Raw genomic sequence first — 21287 nt, 5'->3', positions numbered from 1 at the left:
GATGAATTTAACAAAAGCAGCGGGTTCAACGCATAAAACTAAAAGAATTGGCCGTGGTCAAGGTTCTGGCATGGGTAAGACTGCTACTAAAGGGGGTAAAGGTCAAACTGCTAGAAAAGGTTATAATGAAAAAAGAGGTTTTGAAGGGGGTCAACAACCACTTCAAAGAAGACTACCAAAAGTAGGTTTTACTTCTAAAATTCAAAAACCTTATGTGATCAATGTTGAAAAAATCACAGCTGTAAAAGAGCTTAGTGAAATTACATTTGAGAGCATTAAAAGTGTTCACAAAATTTCAAAATCTGTGAATAAAATCAAATTAATTGGTGCAAGTGCAAAAGACTTAGTATCAAAAATCAAAGACGAGAATATTAGTGTCACCGGATCAAAATAATGAATAGAGCATTGACGAATAAGATTTTAATCACCTTAGCATTTTTATTTGCTTATAGGGTTCTGGCTTATGTGCCAGTTCCTGGCGTCAATGCTGATGTGATTGCGGAATTTTTTAATAACAATCAAAACAATGCTTTGGGTTTATTTAATGTTTTTAGTGGTGGAGCGGCTGAACGCTTTTCTATCATTTCTTTAGGTATTATGCCTTATATTACTGCTTCTATTATTATGGAGCTTCTTGCAGCAACTTTTCCAAATATTGGTAAGATGAAAAAAGAGCGTGATAGTATGCAAAAATATATGCAAATTATCCGTTATGCGACTATTGTGATTACTTTGGTTCAAAGTATAGGCGTTGCTATAGGTTTGCAAAGCTTGCACGGTCGTGGTGGTGCAGGGGCTATAATGGTGGAAGATTTAAATATGTTTATCGCACTTTGTGCTATTTCTATGCTTGCTGGAACTATGCTTTTAATGTGGCTTGGCGAACAAATCACACAAAGAGGTATAGGAAATGGTATTTCTTTAATCATTTTTGCAGGTATTGTTTCAGGTATTCCAAGAGCGATTTCAGGAACTGTAGGACAAATCAATTCAGGCGAGATGAATTTCTTAACCGCTTTTGCAATTTTTGCTTTGATTTTAATCACCATAGGGGTGATTATTTATATAGAACTTGGAGAAAGAAGAATTCCTATTTCTTATTCTCGTAAAGTTGTAATGCAAAATCAAAACAAACGCATTATGAATTATATTCCTATTAAACTCAATCTTAGTGGGGTTATTCCACCGATTTTTGCTAGTGCGATTTTGATGTTTCCAACAACAATTTTACAAACTAGTACAAATCCTTATCTACAAGCCATTAATGACTTTTTAAATCCAAATGGTTATTTGTTTCATGTTCTAACTTTCTTGTTTGTAATTTTCTTTGCTTATTTTTATGCTTCTATCGTATTTAACGCTAAAGACATAGCAGAAAATTTGAAAAAACAAGGCGGTTTTATCCCTGGAATTCGTCCAGGTGAAGGAACTTCAAGTTATCTTAACGAAGTGGCTTCTCGTTTAACTTTATCAGGTTCTATTTATTTAGGGCTTGTTGCAACCTTACCTTGGGTTTTGGTGAAATTTATGGGTGTGCCTTTTCATTTTGGCGGCACTTCTGTACTTATTGTAGTTCAAGTAGCACTTGATACGATGAGAAAAATTGAAGCTCAAATTTATATGAGTAAATACCAAACTTTAAGTGCGGTAGGTTTGTAATAAATAAAATTAGCAAGATTTTTCTTGCTAATTTATTCTAGGTTTTTGCTTTAAAAATAAAAACACAATGCACACTATAAAAATTACTATTGACCATATTAAAAAAGCATCTACAAGACCCATTTGTCTAACGATAGGTTGAGAGATAATAGGACTTAAAAATTGTCCTAAAAATATACAACTTGCTAAAATTCCATAAGCCCTAGAGCGAGCATTTTCAGGACAGATTGAAAAAAGATAAGCCGTATTATTTACAAGCATAATACCTCCACCCATTCCAAGCAAAGCTAAGGCGATTAAAACTGTGAAAAAGCTATCTACTAAAAAAAGCAGCAAAAAAGAACAAGATACGATAAAAAGAGTTAAAACATAAATAGTTTTAATACTTAAGAATTTTATAATATATCTATAGCTTAGAGAGAAAAAACCATAACATAGTGCAGATACAGACATCGAAATACCTATATATTTAGGATCCAATCCCAAATGTTCTTCTATATAGTAAGGAAGTTGAGTTGGCGAAATATAATAAACTACCATGATAAAAAAACCTATAAAATAGATAGGGAAAAATTGCCAATAATTTGTTTTTGTTTCTATTTTTGTATGATTATAGAATTTAAATTTTCTAGGTTCAAAAAGATAAATGATAGCCATTAAGGTAATTAAAATTCCAAGTCCATATACCAAAAAAGGATAACGCCAAGAATAACTTGAAACAAATCCCGCAATAGAAATAAAAACAGCACCCCCTATACTGCACAAAAAAATCCTTGAAGACTTAAAGCATTTTCTCTGCGATTAAAGCCACCACGACTATAATAATCCCCAAGCAAAGCCGAAGCGCCTGTCATTATAAAAGCAGTTGCCATACCAAAAATAGCTCTTGAAGTCAGTATAGCATAAATATCATTTAAGAAAAAGCCACTTATCCCAGAAAGAGTCCAAACCACCATAGCTGGAAGAATGAATTTTAATTTGCCAAATTTATCCATTAAAATACCAGCAAATGGAGATAAAATGACAACAAAAATAGCAGGGATGGTTAAAACTAAGCGAACAAGTATATCAAGATGAGCTAATGTGAAACTTGAAGCAAGAGTAGCGCCACTTTGGGTTAAAAGTTCTTCAAAATGTCTGTTGATAGCAGGCAGAGCAGATGAAATGACCACACTTCCTAGCATAGTCATAGCAGCCATAGAAAACACAGCTGCTTTAAATCCGGACTTTTCAGTAATTTGAATTATTTTTTTATCCATTTTTGTGTCATTTGGATGAAATTTATAAGTTTTGTCATTCATAATTTTTACCTTTTTTATTTTATTATACTCCAAAAATTATGGTTTGTATTTAAAATTACTTAAAATTATATTTTATTTATTTTGTTATGATAGTTTTGTTTTTAAAATATTTTAGCTTGATTAAAATATATTTTATAAGTAGAATTTTAAATATTTTTAGCTAAATTCAGCTTTTTATTTAACAAGGGTGCAAAATGAAGAAAAATTTAATCATAGTAGAATCTCCTGCAAAAGCTAAAACCATAGGAAATTTTTTGGGAAAAGATTATGAAGTTATCGCTTCTAAAGGACATATTAGAGATTTGCCTAAATCAAGCTTTGGGATTAAAATAGAAGATGATGAATTTATCCCTGAGTATAGAATCACAAGTGATCATAGCGCCTTAGTTAAAGAACTTAAAAGCAAAGCCAAAGATGCCAAAGAAGTCTATCTTGCAACGGATGAAGATAGAGAAGGAGAGGCTATAGCCTATCATATTGCAAAAGCTATAGGAAAAGATGAAAACACCTTACCACGCATTGTTTTTCATGAAATCACTAAAAGCGCTATAGAAAATGCTTTAAAAAATCCAAGAAAATTAAACATGCACTCTGTAAATGCTCAGCAAACCAGACGTCTTTTAGATCGCATTGTAGGGTATAAGCTCAGCCCTTTATTAGGACAAAAAATTCAAAGAGGACTTAGTGCTGGGCGTGTTCAAAGTGCGGCTTTAAAGATCATAGTCGATCGTGAAAAAGAAATTCGTGCCTTTGTACCCCTAGAATACTTTAGTATTGATATGATTTTTCAAAAAGATTTAGATGCAGAACTAGTTGAGTTTGATAAAGCCAAGATAGAAAAACTTACCATTACCAACAAAGATCGTGCTAAACTTATACTAGAAGCTTGTAAAAATGAAGTTTATAGTATAAGTGACATTGAAAGCAAAGAAAGAAAAATCGCTCCGCCGCCTCCTTTTATGACTTCAACTTTACAACAAAGTGCCAGCAATCGCCTTGGTTTTAACCCTAAAAAAACCATGATGATAGCTCAAAAGCTCTATGAAGGAGTAAATACCCATGAAGGCGTGATGGGGGTTATTACTTATATGAGAACCGATAGTTTAAATTTAGCCAAAGAAGCAGTAGAAAATGCAAGAAAATTCATACAAGCAAATTTTGGCAAGGACTATCTTCCAAGCAAAGCAAATGTATATACTACAAAGACTAAAGGCGCTCAAGAAGCTCATGAAGCTATACGCCCTACAAATTTAAGTTTTACTCCAGAAATTGCGGCTAAATTTTTAGACAAAGATGAGTTAAAACTTTACACACTTATTTACAATCGCTTTTTAGCCTGTCAGATGAGTCCTGCTATCTCTCAAACTCAAAATGTATTTGTAAAAAATGATAGAGTAGTTTTTAAAATAAGCGGTAGAAAAATCCTTTTTGATGGATATTATAAAGTTTATGGTGATATGGATAAGGATAAAATTTTGCCAAATTTTAAAATAGGCCAAAATTTAAAAGTGCAAAATTTAGAAATGAACTCACATTTTACCGAACCACCTTCAAGGTATTCAGAAGCAGGACTTGTAAAAAAACTTGAAAGTTTAGGCATAGGTCGCCCTTCTACTTATGCACCAACCATTTCTATACTTACAAGCCGTGATTATGTAACAATAGATAAAAAACAACTCATTCCTAGCGATGTTGCTTTTAATGTAACCGAAGTGCTTGAGAAAAATTTTAGCGATATAGTAGATAGTAAATTTACTTCAAACCTTGAAAATACCCTAGATGAAATCGCAGAAGATAAGGCAGATTGGCAAGAAACTTTAAAAGAATTTTACTATCCTTTTATGAGAAAAATCGAAGAAGGAAAAACAAAAATAGCTAGTCAAAAAACTGTCACAAAACTAGGCGAAAGTTGTCCTGATTGTGGCGGAGAGCTTGCTATTAGAAAAGGGCGTTTTGGAGAATTTGTAGCGTGTTTAAATTTCCCAAAATGCAAGTATTCAAGAAATTTAAAAAGTGAAAGCAAAAACGAAAGCGAAAATACAGCCGCAAAAGCTAAAGCTAATGGTACAGGCATTACTTGTCCAAGTTGTCAAAAAGGTGAAATCGTAGAACGCTTTTCAAAACGTGGTAAATTTTATGGCTGTAGTGCTTATCCAAAATGCAATTTTATAAGCAAATACAAACCAAGTGAAGAAAAATGCGAAGAGTGTGGCGAAACTTTAGTGATAAAAGAGCTTAAAAAAGGTACATTCTTAGAATGTTTAAAATGTAAAATCAAAAAAGAAATGAAGGATTAGAATGCAAATCATGCTTTGTGCTATTTCAAATATAGCGAGTGGAAATTGTTCAGAAGACTGTAAATACTGCACCCAAAGCGCTCATGTAAAAACAGATATTCAAAAATATCGTCGTAAAGAACTTTCACAAATCGTTTTAGAAGCAAAAATGGCAAAGAAAAATGAAGCCTTGGGTTTTTGTTTGGTTACAGCAGGACTTGGGCTTGATGATGAAAAGCTTGAGTATGTTTGCGAAGCTGCTAAGGCCGTGCAAAAAGAAGTGCCTAACTTGCTTTTAATTGCCTGTAATGGCATGGCAAGCGTGGAACAACTCAAAGAACTTAAAAAAGCAGGAATTTTTTCTTATAATCACAATCTTGAAAGTTCTAAGGAATTTTTTCCACAAATTTGCACCACGCATACTTGGGAAAGTAGATTTCAAACCAATTTAAACGCTAAAGAAGCAGGGCTTATGCTTTGTTGTGGTGGAATCTATGGTATGGGTGAGAGTGAAGAAGATAGGCTAAGTTTTAGAAAATCTTTGCAAGAATTACAACCTTTTTCAACGCCTATTAATTTTTTTATAGCAAATGAAAATTTAAAACTACAAGTTCCAAGACTTAGCGCTGATGAAGCCTTAAAAATTGTTCGTGATACCAAAGAGGCTTTACCGCAAAGCGTGGTAATGGTAGCAGGTGGGCGTGAAGTGGTATTACGAGAAAGACAATATGAAATTTTTCAAGCAGGTGCTGGGGCTATTGTTATAGGGGATTATTTAACCACTAAAGGTGAAGAACCAAGTCAAGATATAATAAAATTAAAAGAAATGGGATTTACTTTTGCATCAGAGTGTCATTGATACACAGGCTTTAATTGATTTAAAAATTCTTATTGTTATAGCTTTATGCTTACTTTTTTCTCCGCATATTGCAAAAATTTTACGCTTGCCTCTTTCAGCTACTGAAATTATTTTAGGGGCAATAATAGCGCATTTTGGTTTCATAGGAAAAAGTGAAAATTTTGCACTTTTGGCAAATGTAGGTTTTTATTATCTAATGTTTATAGCGGGTATGGAGGTAAATTTAAGAGCCTTCTTTAATATGGATAAAGAAATTGCTAAAAAAAGTTTTTTTTATATTTTTTTACTTTACGCTTTATCTTCTTTTATAGTATGGATTTTTGGACTTTCTTTAGTATTTGTTATCATTATACCTGTGATGAGTGTAGGGCTTTTATCTTTACTTTTTAAGGATTTTGGAAAAGAGTGTTATTGGCTAAATATTGCTATGATAGTGGCTACTTTAGCTGAGGTGATTTCTATTGTGCTTTTGACTATAGCGGGAGCTTTTTTGCGCGAAGGAACAGGTATTATTGATGTAGCGCAAAGTATTTTATATCTTAATATCTTTTTGGGGCTTTGTTTGCTTGGATTTAAAATGCTTGGTGTGCTTTTTTGGTGGTATCCTCAGCTTAAAGTTGTGCTTATGCCATGGGAAGATAAAAATGAAAAAGATATAAGATTTTGTATGGCCATTTTTATACTGATCATTGTTGCTATGGTTATTACAAAACTTGAAATCGTTCTTGGTTCTTTTATAGCAGGTTCATTTATAGCTACTTTTTTTGATCATAAAAAAGATCTTGAGCACAAGCTTTCTACTTTTGGACACGGGTTTTTGATCCCTATTTTTTTTATCCATATAGGTTCAACCTTTGATCTTAAAATGATTTTAGATTATAAAATCGTTTTACAAGCATTTTTACTTATGTTTGTTATGGTGGGTTTAAGAATTTTATGTGCAAGTGTTTTTTTAAAAAGAATTGGTTTTAAAAATATGATTTTATTTGGTCTTAGTCATTCTATGCCTTTAACCTTGCTTATAGCAACAGCTACTCTGGGTTATTCGGGCAAGGTTATTGATGAGAAGCTTTATTCAGCGCTTATTTTAACAGCGTTATTTGAGGCTATTATTGTTATGAGTATGATTAAATTTCTTTCTAATTCTAAAAAATGAAAGTTACTTTTTTACTCAAAAAAGCAAACAAAATCTTAAAAATTTAATAATAAAAAAACTCATAATCGTCCTTTTTTGTTAGAATTAATAAAAGTAACAATAAAAGGAGCGAAAATGTCAAATTCCGTTACTATAACCGATAATAGAAATGGAAAAAGCTATGAATTTCCTATATATGACGGTACAACTGGGCCAAGCGTTGTAGATATGTCAAGTTTTTATAAACAAACAGGAATGTTTTCTTATGATGAGGGCTTGACTTCTACAGCTACTTGTAAATCAAAAATCACTTATATTGATGGAGAAAATGGAATTTTAATGCACCGTGGCTATCCTATAGAGTGGCTTGCTGAAAACAAACTTTATTTAGATGTGGTTCATCTTTTACTTTATAAAGAATTACCTGATGCTACGCGTCTTGAAGCGTTTCGTTATGAAATGAAAAAACGTTCTTTTATCCATGAAGGTATGCACCGTCTTTTTGATTCTTTCCCTGATAATGCTCATCCTATGGCAGTTTTACAAGGTGCTGTTTCATCGCTTAGTGCTTTTTATCCTGATCATTTAAACATGAATGTAAAAGAAGAATATATGGAAATGGCAGCTAGAATAGTAGCTAAAATCCCTACTATAGTGGCCACCGCTTATAGATATAAACACGGCTTTCCTATGGCTTATCCAAATTTAGATCGTGGTTTTACAGAAAATTTCTTATATATGTTAAGAACCTATCCTTACGATCATGTAGAGCTTAGACCTATAGAAGTAAAAGCACTTGATACAGTTTTTATGCTTCATGCAGATCATGAGCAAAATGCTTCAACTTCAACAGTTCGTGCTGTGGGTTCAACTCATGTTCATCCTTATGCCTGTATAGCAGCAGGTATTGGTGCGCTTTGGGGTCATGCACATGGTGGAGCTAATGAAGGTGTTATTAGAATGCTTGAGCAAATAGGTAGTGTTGATAGGGTAGATGAATTCATCAAAAGAGCTAAGGATAAAAACGATCCTTTCCGCTTGATGGGCTTTGGGCATAGGGTTTATAAAAATTTTGATCCTAGAGCAAAAGTACTTAAAAAACTTCGTGATCAACTTATTGATGAGTTGGGTATTGATACCAATCTTATTAAAGTAGCAACGCGTATAGAAGAGATTGCTTTAAGTGATGATTATTTTGTTCAAAGAGGGCTATATCCGAATGTTGATTTTCATAGTGGACTTATTTTAAAAGCCTTAGGTATTCCAAATGAAATGTTTGCTACTTTATTTGTTATAGGGCGCACCCCAGGATGGATAGCTCAGTGGATAGAACAAAAAGAGCAAGAAAGTCTTAAAATAGTCCGTCCAAGACAACTTTATTTGGGTGAAACTAGTAAAATATAATTAAAATTTTTGTGGAAATTAAAAATTCCACAAAATCTTCTTGTATAATTTTAAAAAATCTTATAGAAAGTTTATAATCATGCTTAATCTTGATAAATTTTTAGAAATTGCTATAAATGCTAGCAATCAAGCTTCTAAAGCTATTTTAGAAGAGAGAAAAAATTTCAAAACTTGGGAAAAAGAAGATAAAAGCCCGCTTACATCAGCAGATCTTGCTTCTAATAAAATTCTAAATGATATTTTGGGTTCTACGGATATTAAAATTCTATCAGAAGAAAAATTACTTAGCAAAGAAGAGTGTGAAGAATTAAAAACTTTTTGGCTTATCGATCCTCTTGATGGAACAAGTGGTTTTTTAAAAGGCAGTGATGAATTTTGCGTTATGATAAGTTTGGTTCATGACAATCGCCCTGTTTTATCACTCATACAAAATCCATCAAAAGGTGATATATTCTATGCTCATGCAAAAACCAAGGTTTATAAAAACGATAAACCTTTGCAAATTGACCAGCAAGAATACGAGAAAAATAAATATAAAGCCTTATTGAGTGTTAATCATCTTAGCAAAGAAGATGAAGACTTTGCAAAAGAGCATCAATTAGAAGCTATTAATATAGGCTCTGGATTGAAATTTTGTGCTATTTTAGAGGCTAGGGCAGGAGTTTATAAAAGATTTGAAAAGCTTAATATTTGGGATATTGTAGCAGGAGATTTTTTGATTAATCAAAATGGAGGATTTATGGGAGATTTTTCTAAAAAATACATTTTATATAGCCCTTTAAATTATAAATCCAGTCCTTTTATTTGTGTTTCATCTAGGAATTTTTTACAAGATTTTTTATAAAATAAAGAGTATAATTTTATATTTAAATAGTTTATAAGGATGAAGATGAGGTATTGTTTCATTTTGTTTTTAAGTTTAGTTTTAAGTTCTAATCTTTTAGCGAATAATTTTTCTCAGAAAAAAGTTATTAAAATTGAAAAAAGCGCAGATAGTTTTGAAGTAATAGATCTAAATCAAAATGTTGCAAATCCAAATCTAAATCAACAAAAAGCATTGTTTGATAGTTCTACCTTGATTGAAAAAAAATCGCAAATCACCAAAGATAAAGATATTGATTTTGCCATTGTATTAACTTCTAGGAAAAATTTTGGTTATTTTTTAGATGGTTTTAGGGTGAGTGATAAGGAATTTTCTACATTATTTGCTAAAAATTTGATTCAAAGTTTAAAGCTTAATTGGGTTAATTCTGCTGCAAATGGTATTTATCAAAGTCCTAAAACTTTGTCATATTTTAGCCCTAAGGATGCAAAACTTATAAATGTAAGTCCTTTTTTAACACAAGAAAAAGATAAGGCTAAAATGTATGCCAAATTTACAGATTATGTTGTGGTGGTAAATTTGCAAGATTTTTATGTAAATATTACAAATTATTTTATCATAACTAGTAAAGAGGGTGTGGCTAATGTTAATTTTAAAATCATTTCTACAAGCAATGGAAAAATTCTTGTAGCAAAAAATGCAAAATTAAATTTGACATTAAAAAATCAAGATGCAAAGCAAAATTATCAAGATATTATAAACCAAATGCCAAAAATGCTAGCTGATGTTATCAAAAACCAAATTTTCCACCTAAAGCTCTTAAACTAAGCTTTAGTTTAAAATATCTTTAATCAGTTTTTGCAAATTTCTTTTTGTTTCTTCTTGTTCTTTTATGATAAAACATTTTGCTTTTGGCCAAAAATAACTTTTAGGATTTTCAAATTTTCCCCAACGCCAATCAAACCTAGGATGTAAAAGAACTATAGTAGGAATATCCATAGCTAAACTTAAATGCGCTATAGCACTATCAATACTAAGCATACAGTCAATATCATATAAATAATTTAGAGTATCATTCCAATTTTTTATAAGCTTGCTTCTATCTTCTATTACCTTAGGCAATTCTTCTTTTAATTGCATTTGAAAAGAAATGATCTCATAATCTAAGTCTTTTAATACATCAAATAAAAATTCAAATTTTACATTTCTTAATAAATCAGAATTTTCAGCATTAGGAGTAGCATAAAAAATACCAAGTTTTTTTCTTTGATTATGCGGTTTTTTCTGTGGCAATATAGGTGTTTTTAATCGTAAAATCTCATCAAGCTTAATATCAATAAAAAAAGGCAAAGAACAAATAGGAATAGCATAATCAAAATTTGTAGGTAGATTTTTTAAAACCTTTACATTTTTAAAAATATCATCATTTTGATTTAAAAATTTGATTTGATTTTTAAACATTTCATACATGGCACTTTGAGGAGCAAATAAAACCTTTGAAGCGATTTTGCAAAGTTTTTCTAAGCATCTTGCATACATTATAGTATCGCCAAAGCCTTGCTCGCAAAATACTAAAACTTCTTTATTTTTAAAAGCATCAACGCCAAATTTATTAAAAGCTTTTAGGCTTTCATTATAATGATAAGTAGAAAAAGTTTCATTATGAGCATAAAATAATCTGCTTTCATAATATTTCTTGCCCTCTTCAAAATTATCATCCACTCCCATACGCATCAAAAGATAAGCCAAATCAAATTGATAGGTTGCATGAGAATCCAAGCTAAGACATTTTTTATAAGCATGATAAGCTTCTTGATAGTTTGAGTTAAATTCTAATACCTTAGCATAGTTTTGCCAAAACTGTGCATGGTGTTGATTGGCTTCTTGTAGTGATTGAAAAAGTTCTAAAGAATCAGATATTCTAAAAAGCTTAAAAAGCAAGTATGCTTTTTGGGGTAAAATTTGATGAGTTAAAAAATCTTCTATTTTAGAAATGGTAAGATTTTCTTTGGTTTTACTATGAAGCCTATCTTCGAGTTTGACTAAATTAAGATTGGTTTGTTCAGCAATGATTCCTTTTTGTAGTTTATCAATCAAATCTTGCATAAAATGACACAAGTGCTCATGTGCATTTAATGCCTTAGTAAAATCATGTTTAAAATAAATTTCTGCATAATTTTTCCATAGATTAAGATTATACATATCTTTAGAAAGCAATTCTTTGAAAATTTGTTCAGATTCTTCTAGTTTATTACTCAGTTTATAAATAAAAGCCAATTCTAACTTAAGTTCATCCTCTAAATCATCTTTGCGAGTTAAAAGTGTTTGTAATAAATTCAAGGCTTCATCAAGTCTTAAATTTTCAATATAGCTTTTAGCAAGCATAAGACCATTAAAACTTGTAGGATTTAAAGAAAAAAGCTCTTGAGCATAATATAAAGCTTTTTGAAAAAGAGAAAGTTTATAAGAAGAAAGCGTAGCAAATTCTAAAGCAAATTTTGGACTTTCTTTTAAAAATTGCTCACTCAAGTTCAAACATTTTTCATAATTAGCATTAAAATAATAATAATGAATTTTATCAAACATATTTTTCCTTGATGGTTACATTAAATCCAATATTATCTTATAAGTTGCATAAAAAGATAATTATATTTTTATAAAATTAAATAATAAAACAAAAATAAATACAATAAAAACATCCATCCTAATAATTTTAAAATTATCAGGATGAAATTTTTAACAAGTAGGAGAGTAAACTAATTAAACTAAGTATTATCTTTTATAAGATTACCAAAGATAATTAAACTGAGCAAATCCTGTATGGGTATTGCCATCTTTATCAAACATTCCATTATAGCTTAAACTAAAATAGAAAGCTTCATTAACAGGAACGATAAAAGAAGTGCTTACAAATTTTTGTACTCTTGGTAAATCAAACTCATCACTTACTTTTATATTACCAAATCTAGCCTCAGCTTCTACTTTAGGATTGATATTAAACTTAGCTCCAAGTTCTACTGAAGTTTTTAAATTAGGCAACCAATCTCTAAACCAAGTAAGACTTGTTTTAGTAGAGAAAAGATTTAAATAGTTTGCATAGGTTCTTTCTCCACCTTTAACTGTTGCTTGTCCTATGGTGTCTTTCATAGAAAAAGCTTCAGTATAACCTCCTTCATAAGCAAGACCTATTTCAGGAGAGAATATATCTTTATTAGAAATAAAATTCATACCTAAGGCTGTATTGACTCCATAAGCATAAGAATTAGGTTCAGCTTTAGCTTCATTATTTCCTATTTTTTTAGTTAAATCATTTTTAATCAAAGCAGCTTTACCTTGAGCTTTGATATAAACTTCTTGACCTTTTTCTGTAGTAAATAAGGTATTAAAGTATTTTAAACCTGCATAATAGGTTCTATTATTAATATCAAAATAAGTTGAACCCATTTTTCTATCTTCATAACCTGCATACACACCATATATTCCACTGTCTTTTAAAGTAGAATAACCTATAATGGTTCCTTTAGCGTGTCCTTTACTTTCTTCATTTAAAGAAAGTTCAACATTCTGTGAAGAAGTATAAGGAAGGATGAATAATCCACCATTACTCTTTTTTATCAAATCCCTATTTTGCTTTAATATATTAATCAAATGCCTATAATAAAATGTTTTAAAGCTTGTTCTATATCGTTCTTTTATATTCCAAAATGTGCTATAATGTTCTTAAAAAAGTGGGTCACTTTTCCAAAAATGGGTTACAAAATGGGCTACTTTTTACACCAAAATAGACACTAAAAAAGAGAGAAAAATTAATGGCAAAAATTAACAAACTTACCGATAGTTTTTTAAAAAGCATTAAATGCGAAAGTGATAAAAAATTTATAAAATTTGCTGATCCGAGTTTAAAAGGCTTATATGTTTTTATTTATCCTAGTGGTAAAAAATTATTTAAAATAAGACAAGCAAATGATACTTATATAAAAATAGGAGAGTATCCGTTACTTTCCTTAGCAGAGCTTAGAGAAATCGCTTTAAATGCTTTTAAGCTAAAAGCAAAAGGACAAAACATAAAAAACGCTAAAAGACTTAAATTTGGCGATATATATGATGAAGTTTTAGAAAAATGTAAGGCTGATGGATTAAGTCTAAAAGAAATACAAAGAGGATTAAAATACAAAAATGGCGTTTTTAAGAATTTCAAAGATGTAGATATAGAAAGCATCAAGCGTTCACATGTCATCGAAACACTTAAAACCATAGAGCATCAAATCCCTACACTTATAAAAGCTAAAGGCTGGATTAACAAAATCTTTAAATATGCTTTGCAACTTGAAATCGTAGAAAATAACCCTGTGACAAGTATTGATAATTCCATAGTTTTTAAAAAAGCTTCAAAAGTAATTCATCAGCCAACTCTACTAGAAAACGATAAAATTAAAGAATATATATTAGCCTTAAAAAATTCAGATCTTAAAAAAACACATAAAAATCTAATGCTTTTTAATCTTTTGACTGCACAACGCCCCGGTAATGTTATAAAAGCAACTTGGGATGAAATTGATTTAAAAAATGCTATATGGACTATTAAAGCTGAAAAAATGAAAATGAGAAAAGAACATATTATCACTTTAAATTCTCAAGCGCTTAAAATTTTAAAAGAACAAAAGAAAATGAAAGTCAATGATTATATATTTGCTGGAAGTTCAAAAAATGGGTGTAATAGCGAGAATATCACCTGTAATATCAATAAACGACTAGGATATAAAGGTATTCAAAGTGCACATGGCTTTCGTGCTATGTTTAGAAGTTTAGCCAACGAACATCAATTAGATCATGGTGTGAGTATGGATATAGCCGAGCAGTGTTTAGCACACGAGCAAAAAAACGCCATTTTAAAAGCTTATAATCGTAGTGAAAATATAGAATTAAAAAGAAAGTTAATGCAGTGGTGGGGAGATTATATCGAAAAACTTGCAGGGGATTTTTAAATCACCTTGCAAGTTTGCAACCATTTATCAATTTCGGCTTTTTCATATTTAAAAGTAGAACCTATTTTAATCCCTTTAGGAAAATTAAATTTATTTTGATTTACTCGCATTCTCATTTTGCGAATTTTTAGCGGAGTAAATCCCAGATACTCCGCTACTTCTTTTGTTGATAATAATTTTTCTATCTTACCAAATTTTGCCATTTCATACTCCTTTCTCTAAATCAAAGCCTAATTTTGCAATAATTGCTTTTTGCTCTTCATAGCTTAAAAAATTGCTGATTAAAATCAAAACATCACCAAAACAAAAGCGATTATAGCTCGTGCTTTGTTCTAGCACTTTAATTTCTAATGTATCACTTAAACTCTCAAGCGAAGCTGTTATTTTCCAATTTTTATTAATAGCTTTTAACATCTCATCGTTTGCATTTTGATTAAAAGCATTGTCGTTTCTTAAAAGCAACATTTCTTTTATCGTTTGCTTTAACATTTCTTGCGTATTTTCTAGCTCTTTTTCTAATGCTATTTTAGCTTTTATGTATTCTTTGAATTCTTTCATTTTTTATCCTTTCTAACTTAAGCAAATAAGCTTCTTTCTATGTGTTTAAACATAATTTCATTAGCACTTTTAAAAAAGTCTTTTTTAATCTCAAAGCCATAAGCTTTGCGGTTTAAATTTGTAGCTGCTAAAAGAGTGCTACCACTTCCAGCACATGGATCTATAACAACATCACCTGCATCTGTAAAAATAGTGATTAATCTTTCTAGTAATTTAACAGGCTTTTGTGTGGGATGTACTTTAGGAATACCTTCATCTTTTTGCCAATCCATGCAGTTATAAATCATCTTTCCATCATTGTTAAATTTTGGAAGTTTTTCACGATATAAGATTAAAGCATATTCACAATTTCCAACTATTTTCATATTTGCTTTTAAAACTTGAGATGAGCTTTGTTTTCTAAAAACCAAATTTATATAATGATTAAAGCCATATTTTTTAGCTACTTCAATTAACATTGTTTGTTGTTCAAAAGAGCAAAAAACAATCATGCAAGGACTTTTACCGCATTCTTTAGGTTCTTTTATAAGCATTTTTGAGCAAAAGTGCATAAATTCGCTAACTCTAAAATCATTATCTGTATCAAAAAACGCCTTGTTTGCTTTTTTGCTTTCTCCATTTTTATTATCCCCATTTATATACCATTCAGGAGATGAAGCATAAGCATTGTTGCCTAAATTATAAGGAATATCAGCTATTACAAGCTGTGCTTTTGGTATATTATATCTTTTAAAATTTTGAAAGTGGTCGTTATAAAGCTGTGGGTGAAACATCATCACTTCCTTTTTGATTAAATAAATTAGGCTCTTTTAAAAAGGCTATTTTTTCCATTATTTCATTAAATTCGCTCTGATAGTCTTTGATATTCTGATTTAATATGCTTCTTTCATCTTTAACTCTTTGTATAGATCTATGAATTGCTAAAGCTCTTTTGGTTAAAACTTCTATCTCTTGGTTTAACTCACCTTGATTTAATTCCTTTAACTGCTCTAATTGCTGATTAGTATTTTTTTTCATTTTTTATCCTTTTAATTATATTTTCAAGTTTTAAAAGTCCGCGTTCTAAAACTTCTTGTTCTTCTTTACTTCTTGCTTTTAGCTCATTTATTCCTTTTGCTGCAATAGAATAAAACACCAAATCAATTCGTTTGTAAAACTCTAATTTCTTTTTGTATTCTTCTCTTAGTCTTTGTAAAATGTTTTCTTTTTCTTTTTCAAATAAAGCTAAAACAAAAGAATCTGAAAAATAAAAACAAAGTCTTCTTTCTTTATTTTCCCCTACAATCTTTGCATCTTTAAAAAAGTATTTAAGATCATTATTTAAAACAAGTTTTGCTAAATCATAAGCTTCTAATTCTCTTGTAATATTCATTTAACACCTCATTGTATAAGTTTTGCTAAGCTCCCTTGTGATCTTTTCTACTTCAAAAGTAGCTTTTAATTTATTATCACATTCAGGGCAAAAGCCATCTAAACTCACGCTTTTTACATCGCCTATAATTTCATCAAGACCTTTAAAAAATTTAGAATTTGGCACAAATTCTAAGTTGCATTTTGAACATTTTATTGTCCCTTTAAAAATAAAATTTACTTTCATATTCTCTCCTAACTTGCCAAAGCGTAAGGCTTAAATGTCTTAGCCCAACGTGGATTGTTTAAATACTTTGTTTGCTCAAGTATCACTCTCATATTAAAATGCCAAATTCCTATCATTCTTAAATAATCTTGCATAAGATCCAATGCATCATTGATATCATTTTCTATTCTATCTAAGAACTTATCCTTTATCTTCAATGTAAGCTCTAATCTTTTCCATCGCACAAATTCCCTTTTAATGTTTTCTTTGTGATAGTGCTTTTGTTTTTCGTATTTATCATAAAGTAAAATGCGTTCTAATTTATAGTATTTACTTTGAGGATTGTTGATATACATACTTGTTTTATAAGTATGAAAATCGCCAAAGATTTTAAGTTTGCTAAACCTTTCTTGGTGTTTAAATTCTCTTGGTTTAGATACTGCTAGATCATCATCAAAATCACAAGCAATATCCACACTATAAGCTTTAAACCTTTTTATCATTTTGCTTAAAATTTTCCACACTTCAGCTTCTATTTGTTTACTAGGCTGATAAAGCCCATTAAATTGCACCTCTATGTAGTAATCTTTTGCTTTTTTATTCTTTTTAGAAAGCTCAAAGCAAGCCTTAGAATTATCTAATATAATGATAGTATTTGAAAGGCTTTTATTTCTAGGTTTTATATTGATATAACGCATTTTAAAAGGATAAAATTTATCATTGGTTTTTATGCCTTTGAATTTGTCTTTTGCAAATTCATCAATGCTTTTATTTCTTGTTGTGCTTCGCATTTTTTCAAAAAGCCCCCATCTTTTAAGGTATTTGTAAAAGGTTTTTTTGTTGATAACGAAACGGAAGCTGTCGTATCCTGTGCTATGATTTGTTTGCATAAAATATCCTTTTCAAAACCTTTTTTCATTAAAAAGCCATTGCTACTTATCTTTACAAGTGCATAGCCACGCATTGCTAAACTTTCTATTACCTTTGCTCTTTGTGCTTTTTTAAATGCATCATTATCTTTTTGTATGGGTTTAAAACTCATTTTTTTCCTTTTTTAGACATTAAATGAGTGTTTAGGGTTTATTAAAATGTCCTAAACACTGTTAAACTGGTGATTTATTTAATAGTTGAAATTTTTTCTTCGTTTTTCTAATTTAAATACTAATATATCACAAGCTTTTTTACTTAGCTCATCATTAGTGCATAAAATTTTAGTTTTAAGTTCTCGCATTAAACTTTCCACCCAAAGAAAAAGCTCATCATCTCTAAAAACAAAAAGCTGATTTTTGGCAAATTCTGCTTTTAGTTTCTCGTATTTTTCCCCTTGTATATTTTTAAGCTTAAAAACCTTTTCTTTAGTCTTTTTGTGCTTTTGTTTTTCGATTAAAAGCTGATATTTTAAAGCTTTTATTTCGTTTTCTAGGTATGGTTTGTTACTCATTTTTAAGCTCCTTAAGTTCTTTTTCAAGCCTATAAACTTTTGCCGATAAAACACATAATAAAGTCGCTAATACTAAAACTATAATTTCTAAAATCATTTTTAACTCCTTTTTTGATATAATAGAAAAGGTAAAAGATGATAAGGGCTTTCGCCCTTTGCCTTAATGCTTTCTTGCGTTGATAATGGCTGTTATCAAGCAGATTAAAGCAGTGATTAACTCGAGCACATCACTAGCGTTCATCTTTTACTCCTTTCTTTTATTTCAAAAGTAATTTATCTTTACTTTTGATAACACAATTATAACATAATAATTACTAATTGTCAAGGTTATAATAATTTATTTTTATTTTTTGTAGATAAAGAAGTAATTTAAATTTACTTTGTGGATTAATTTTCGTTAATCCACGCTTTAAAGTCTTTTTTGATAGCTTCTGCTTTTTCTAATTTTGCTTCTAGTTCAAAAATTTTTTTAAGCATATTAATAGCGTGTGCCATTTGAAAACTTATTTTTTCAGTAGAAATGGCATTTTTTACTGCACCTTCACCAAAACCTATTAACTCGGCTAACTCTTTATAAGTTAAGCCTTGCTCTTTACAAAATTGTTTTAATTCTTCACTTGTCATTTTTCCCTTTCTTTTATTCTAAAGATATTTTATCTTTTATGTTAAAAATTCTATATAAAATGATTTTATTTTTATCGTTTTTATAATACTCTAAATCTACTAAAAAATTAAATCCATAAGGATTTTTCAAAACTTCTTCGGCTATTTTCTCATCACTAAAACTAACATCAACCGCATAAGGACTTAAAGCATCGCACTTTGCCTTATGTTTTGTTTTATTGTCTATTTTATTTGTAGTTTTATACATCGTTATCAAAGCATTTTCATGTATCTTTTGATATTCAATTTCCTTTTTTTCGCAAATGTAATTAGCATTTTCATAAATAAGCTCAGCTTCATCACTATTTATTCTCAAAAGTTCTTCACCTTTATGATTGATAAAAAAAGTATTTTGATTTATAGTAACGGGTGCAAATATATTTTTTAAATTATTGGCATTATACTTAGTAAAATGCGGATTTTCTTCTATTTCTTCTATACTTTTTGATTTGATATTTTTAAAAGATATGATAAGTTCTATAAATTCATTTAATGCTTGAATAGGTGCAATAATAGGCAAAACTTCTCCTGCTATTTCAAAAACCAAAGAATATATATCACTACCAGTTTCAACTTTTTCTAAAAAAATTTTACTTTGTGTTATACCGTGCTCTTTTGATATAAAACTATCCATTAATTTTTGAAAACTTAACAAAGAATTAGCCATTATCCCAAGTTCTATGTTTTCTTCATGGATAATTTTTATTTTAAAATTAACAATATTTTCTTTCTCTTCTGTCATTAATTCTCCTTTTAAATTAAAAAATCTTATTAGCCAAAGAAAAAACAAAACCTACGCTTTGCTTTATAGCTTCTTTATCAGCTAAATCTATGCTATCTTTTAGCTTTTCGCCTAAAGTCTTATTGCTTTGCATTATATTACCTCTTTTCTTTTTCCTCACAAACAAAATAAACTTTTACATTCTTATTTTTATTGATTAAAAGAATTTGTTCGTGTAAATTTTCAAAAGGACTTTCTAAATTGTCATAAAATTTCAATCCACACACAGGACAATTTTTAATACTATTGTGAGTATCTATAATGATTTGCGTTTCACAATTTTTGCACTCTAGTTTAAACTTTTTTATCTTGGCGATTTCTTGTTCCATCACATTCCTTTTTACAAACAAAATAAAATTCTGCATTTTTATTTTTGCTAACACTTTTGAACAATTCAGTTAAAATTTCAAAGAGATTATATCCTAAATTTTCATCTATAAACTTTATTCCACATTGCGGACAAGTTTTAATAACATTACCTATTTTTGTAATGATTTTTGTATCGCAATTTTTACATTTTATTTTTAATTCTGTAATTTTTTTTAAATTCTTATCCATATTTAAACCTTATTTTATTAGTTCAAAAAGCAAAACCACCTATGCCACTAAATAAATCAAGATGGTTTATTTTCATTTAATAATTCCGCATTTTCGTGGATATTGCCCACAATTTCTAGTTCTTCTAAACAAAATTCACTTAGTAAATCTTCATCCCATTCTTCACCATCATCACCACATTCAACTAAATAGAAAGCTCCTTCTTTAAAAACAACTTTATATTTAAAAGCTTCATCTTCAGAACAACCTTCAAAAGAATATAAAATATCTCCTTCATAAATCTTATTTCCTTTTTTATCGTAAAATCCTGTAAATAGTTCTATTTCAACTCTATCGCTTGGCATTTGAATTTCATCTTTAAAAGTTTCATTGTCTCCATATTCGCTTAAATCTATATCAACTTGCTTTCAAAATCGCTTTTAAAATGGCTATTTGCCCTTTACCTGTTATTTTTGTCGTGCTTACAAGTCTATCGCCATTAATGGTGCTAACAGTCGTTTCACTTACCTTAAAAAGTCCTTGTTCGATGTATTTTTGATAAGGTTTATTATCACTCATTAAAAATCCTTTTTCACGCAAGATCTTAAAAAGTCTTTTCTCGCCAATTTCAAGATTATTTTTTTCGTGTAAGATTTTTGCGTAATCTCTTATCAAAATAGCATCATTTGTGTTTTGAATGCGATTTGCAAAATGAATTAAAGGTGCATTTTGTTCGGCTTCGTTTTTTAGGCTTTGATTTTCTACTTGAAGTTTTTCATTTTTTTCTAAAAGCTCTAATTGCATTTGCAAACTTTCTTTTAATGAAAGCGGTTTATAACTTTGTTTTTTAAGCTCATTTTCTAAGTATTCTAATCTATCGATTATCTTTGCTCTTAGTTCTACGCTATACCCACTCACTAAAATCAATACTTCTCTTTTTGGTAAGCGATAATACTTGTAAGATTGCTTATTTTGTGTGTTTTGGTAGGTGTCTCCAAATTTGGATATACCCCCTTCAACCACTTTTTCTAAGTAAGTTTCTATATCTCTTATAACATGAAAATGCTCCTTGCCTGTAAGCTCTGCTATTTCCAAAGAAGTTAAGCTTATTTCTTTATTTTCATCTTTTTTAAAAAGTTCTAAATTCATTTATTCTCCTTAAAATTTTTTAGTGTTTAAATGAAGACTTAAGAGCCATCTTAAAAGATGGCTTAATTTAAGAAGAAATAAATAAATTTGAGGACTTTAAAAGAATTCTCATTAGTCCTCATTTAAACACTAACCAAAAC

25 protein-coding genes and 2 pseudogenes are annotated in these 21287 nt (G+C 29.7%); 9 read left to right on the top strand and 18 right to left on the bottom strand.

Annotation, left to right across the window (positions count from 1 at the left end; all coding sequences use genetic code 11):
- Position 1 precedes the first annotated feature (1 nt).
- A complete protein-coding gene (gene rplO, locus FBF02_RS08530; RefSeq protein ID WP_002851292.1) occupies positions 2-394 on the top strand; it encodes a 50S ribosomal protein L15 in 393 nt (130 codons plus the stop codon).
- Positions 394-1659 carry a preprotein translocase subunit SecY gene (secY, locus tag FBF02_RS08525; RefSeq protein ID WP_002864789.1) on the top strand — a complete coding sequence of 422 codons (1266 nt, stop codon included), beginning with the start codon at positions 394-396 and terminating at the stop codon, positions 1657-1659. The genes rplO and secY overlap by 1 nt, the downstream gene beginning before the upstream one ends.
- 27 nt (positions 1660-1686) lie before the next feature.
- Here secY and FBF02_RS08520 read toward each other — a convergent pair.
- Positions 1687-2960 (bottom strand): annotated as a pseudogene (locus FBF02_RS08520) (MFS transporter).
- 194 nt (positions 2961-3154) lie between these two features.
- Here FBF02_RS08520 and topA point away from each other — a divergent pair.
- From topA to FBF02_RS08490, 6 genes are all read left to right on the top strand, one after another.
- Positions 3155-5257, top strand: a complete 2103-nt coding sequence (topA, locus tag FBF02_RS08515; protein ID WP_002851268.1) for a type I DNA topoisomerase — start codon at positions 3155-3157, stop codon at positions 5255-5257.
- Between the two features lies 1 nt (position 5258).
- Complete coding sequence (locus FBF02_RS08510; RefSeq protein WP_002851400.1) at positions 5259-6095, top strand: biotin synthase; 837 nt, start codon at positions 5259-5261, stop codon at positions 6093-6095.
- Positions 6076-7251: a cation:proton antiporter gene (locus tag FBF02_RS08505; protein ID WP_002855678.1), complete on the top strand. Its 1176-nt coding sequence runs from the start codon at positions 6076-6078 to the stop codon at positions 7249-7251. Before FBF02_RS08510 ends, FBF02_RS08505 begins: the two co-directional genes overlap by 20 nt.
- Positions 7252-7365: 114 nt before the next feature.
- Positions 7366-8634, top strand: coding sequence for a citrate synthase (locus tag FBF02_RS08500; RefSeq protein WP_002858460.1), 1269 nt, complete (start codon positions 7366-7368; stop codon positions 8632-8634).
- 79 nt (positions 8635-8713) lie between these two features.
- On the top strand, positions 8714-9478 hold the full coding sequence (locus tag FBF02_RS08495) for a 3'(2'),5'-bisphosphate nucleotidase CysQ (protein ID WP_002851337.1): 765 nt from the start codon (positions 8714-8716) through the stop codon (positions 9476-9478).
- A 39-nt stretch (positions 9479-9517) separates the two neighbouring features.
- Positions 9518-10285, top strand: coding sequence for a hypothetical protein (locus FBF02_RS08490; protein WP_002859695.1), 768 nt, complete (start codon positions 9518-9520; stop codon positions 10283-10285).
- Between the two features lie 3 nt (positions 10286-10288).
- On the opposite strand, the gene FBF02_RS08485 is transcribed toward FBF02_RS08490, so the two are convergent.
- Both FBF02_RS08485 and FBF02_RS08480 read right to left on the bottom strand, forming a co-directional pair.
- Positions 10289-12043: a hypothetical protein gene (locus FBF02_RS08485; protein ID WP_002851245.1), complete on the bottom strand. Its 1755-nt coding sequence runs from the start codon at positions 12041-12043 to the stop codon at positions 10289-10291.
- Positions 12044-12244: 201 nt separating this feature from the next.
- Positions 12245-13051, bottom strand: a pseudogene (locus FBF02_RS08480) (autotransporter outer membrane beta-barrel domain-containing protein); the annotation flags it as partial.
- A 215-nt stretch (positions 13052-13266) separates the two neighbouring features.
- On the opposite strand from FBF02_RS08480, the gene FBF02_RS08475 reads away from it, so the two are divergent.
- The gene (locus FBF02_RS08475) at positions 13267-14442 is read left to right on the top strand and encodes a site-specific integrase (RefSeq protein ID WP_002787311.1); all 1176 of its coding nucleotides are present in this window, start codon (positions 13267-13269) and stop codon (positions 14440-14442) included.
- On the opposite strand, the gene FBF02_RS08470 is transcribed toward FBF02_RS08475, so the two are convergent.
- From FBF02_RS08470 to FBF02_RS08400, 15 genes are all read right to left on the bottom strand, one after another.
- Positions 14439-14645, bottom strand: a complete 207-nt coding sequence (locus FBF02_RS08470; protein WP_002787309.1) for a helix-turn-helix domain-containing protein — start codon at positions 14643-14645, stop codon at positions 14439-14441. The two genes, FBF02_RS08475 and FBF02_RS08470, sit on opposite strands and share 4 nt — an antisense overlap.
- A gap of 1 nt (position 14646) precedes the next feature.
- Positions 14647-15000: a hypothetical protein gene (locus FBF02_RS08465; RefSeq protein ID WP_002787307.1), complete on the bottom strand. Its 354-nt coding sequence runs from the start codon at positions 14998-15000 to the stop codon at positions 14647-14649.
- A 17-nt stretch (positions 15001-15017) separates the two neighbouring features.
- Positions 15018-15773, bottom strand: coding sequence for a site-specific DNA-methyltransferase (locus tag FBF02_RS08460; protein WP_002787306.1), 756 nt, complete (start codon positions 15771-15773; stop codon positions 15018-15020).
- On the bottom strand, positions 15751-16017 hold the full coding sequence (locus tag FBF02_RS08455; RefSeq protein WP_002787304.1) for a hypothetical protein: 267 nt from the start codon (positions 16015-16017) through the stop codon (positions 15751-15753). Before FBF02_RS08455 ends, FBF02_RS08460 begins: the two co-directional genes overlap by 23 nt.
- Positions 16001-16372: a hypothetical protein gene (locus tag FBF02_RS08450; RefSeq protein WP_002858334.1), complete on the bottom strand. Its 372-nt coding sequence runs from the start codon at positions 16370-16372 to the stop codon at positions 16001-16003. Before FBF02_RS08450 ends, FBF02_RS08455 begins: the two co-directional genes overlap by 17 nt.
- Positions 16373-16597: a hypothetical protein gene (locus tag FBF02_RS08445; protein ID WP_011049924.1), complete on the bottom strand. Its 225-nt coding sequence runs from the start codon at positions 16595-16597 to the stop codon at positions 16373-16375.
- 8 nt (positions 16598-16605) lie between these two features.
- Positions 16606-17367 carry a hypothetical protein gene (locus FBF02_RS08440; RefSeq protein WP_002869676.1) on the bottom strand — a complete coding sequence of 254 codons (762 nt, stop codon included), beginning with the start codon at positions 17365-17367 and terminating at the stop codon, positions 16606-16608.
- Positions 17304-17618 (bottom strand): hypothetical protein, encoded by a 315-nt coding sequence (locus tag FBF02_RS08435; RefSeq protein WP_002787295.1) that lies wholly within the window; start codon positions 17616-17618, stop codon positions 17304-17306. The genes FBF02_RS08440 and FBF02_RS08435 overlap by 64 nt, the downstream gene beginning before the upstream one ends.
- A gap of 78 nt (positions 17619-17696) precedes the next feature.
- A complete protein-coding gene (locus FBF02_RS08430) occupies positions 17697-18017 on the bottom strand; it encodes a hypothetical protein (RefSeq protein WP_002787293.1) in 321 nt (106 codons plus the stop codon).
- Positions 18018-18404: 387 nt separating this feature from the next.
- Positions 18405-18641, bottom strand: a complete 237-nt coding sequence (locus FBF02_RS08425; protein ID WP_002787289.1) for a hypothetical protein — start codon at positions 18639-18641, stop codon at positions 18405-18407.
- 13 nt (positions 18642-18654) lie between these two features.
- Positions 18655-19422, bottom strand: a complete 768-nt coding sequence (locus tag FBF02_RS08420) for a hypothetical protein (RefSeq protein ID WP_002787287.1) — start codon at positions 19420-19422, stop codon at positions 18655-18657.
- 137 nt (positions 19423-19559) lie between these two features.
- Positions 19560-19790 carry a hypothetical protein gene (locus tag FBF02_RS08415; RefSeq protein ID WP_002787283.1) on the bottom strand — a complete coding sequence of 77 codons (231 nt, stop codon included), beginning with the start codon at positions 19788-19790 and terminating at the stop codon, positions 19560-19562.
- A complete protein-coding gene (locus FBF02_RS08410; protein WP_002787281.1) occupies positions 19756-20019 on the bottom strand; it encodes a hypothetical protein in 264 nt (87 codons plus the stop codon). Before FBF02_RS08410 ends, FBF02_RS08415 begins: the two co-directional genes overlap by 35 nt.
- A gap of 56 nt (positions 20020-20075) precedes the next feature.
- Entirely contained in the window at positions 20076-20363 is a 288-nt protein-coding gene (locus tag FBF02_RS08405) for a YopX family protein (protein WP_002787279.1), read from the bottom strand.
- A 52-nt stretch (positions 20364-20415) separates the two neighbouring features.
- The gene (locus FBF02_RS08400) at positions 20416-21147 is read right to left on the bottom strand and encodes a phage regulatory protein/antirepressor Ant (RefSeq protein WP_011049928.1); all 732 of its coding nucleotides are present in this window, start codon (positions 21145-21147) and stop codon (positions 20416-20418) included.
- Positions 21148-21287: the final 140 nt, after the last annotated feature.

It is taken from the genome of Campylobacter sp. CFSAN093226 (assembly GCF_012897595.1).
In the GTDB taxonomy this organism is placed as follows: domain Bacteria; phylum Campylobacterota; class Campylobacteria; order Campylobacterales; family Campylobacteraceae; genus Campylobacter_D; species Campylobacter_D jejuni.
This window is presented reverse-complemented; position numbering and strand designations above follow the sequence as displayed.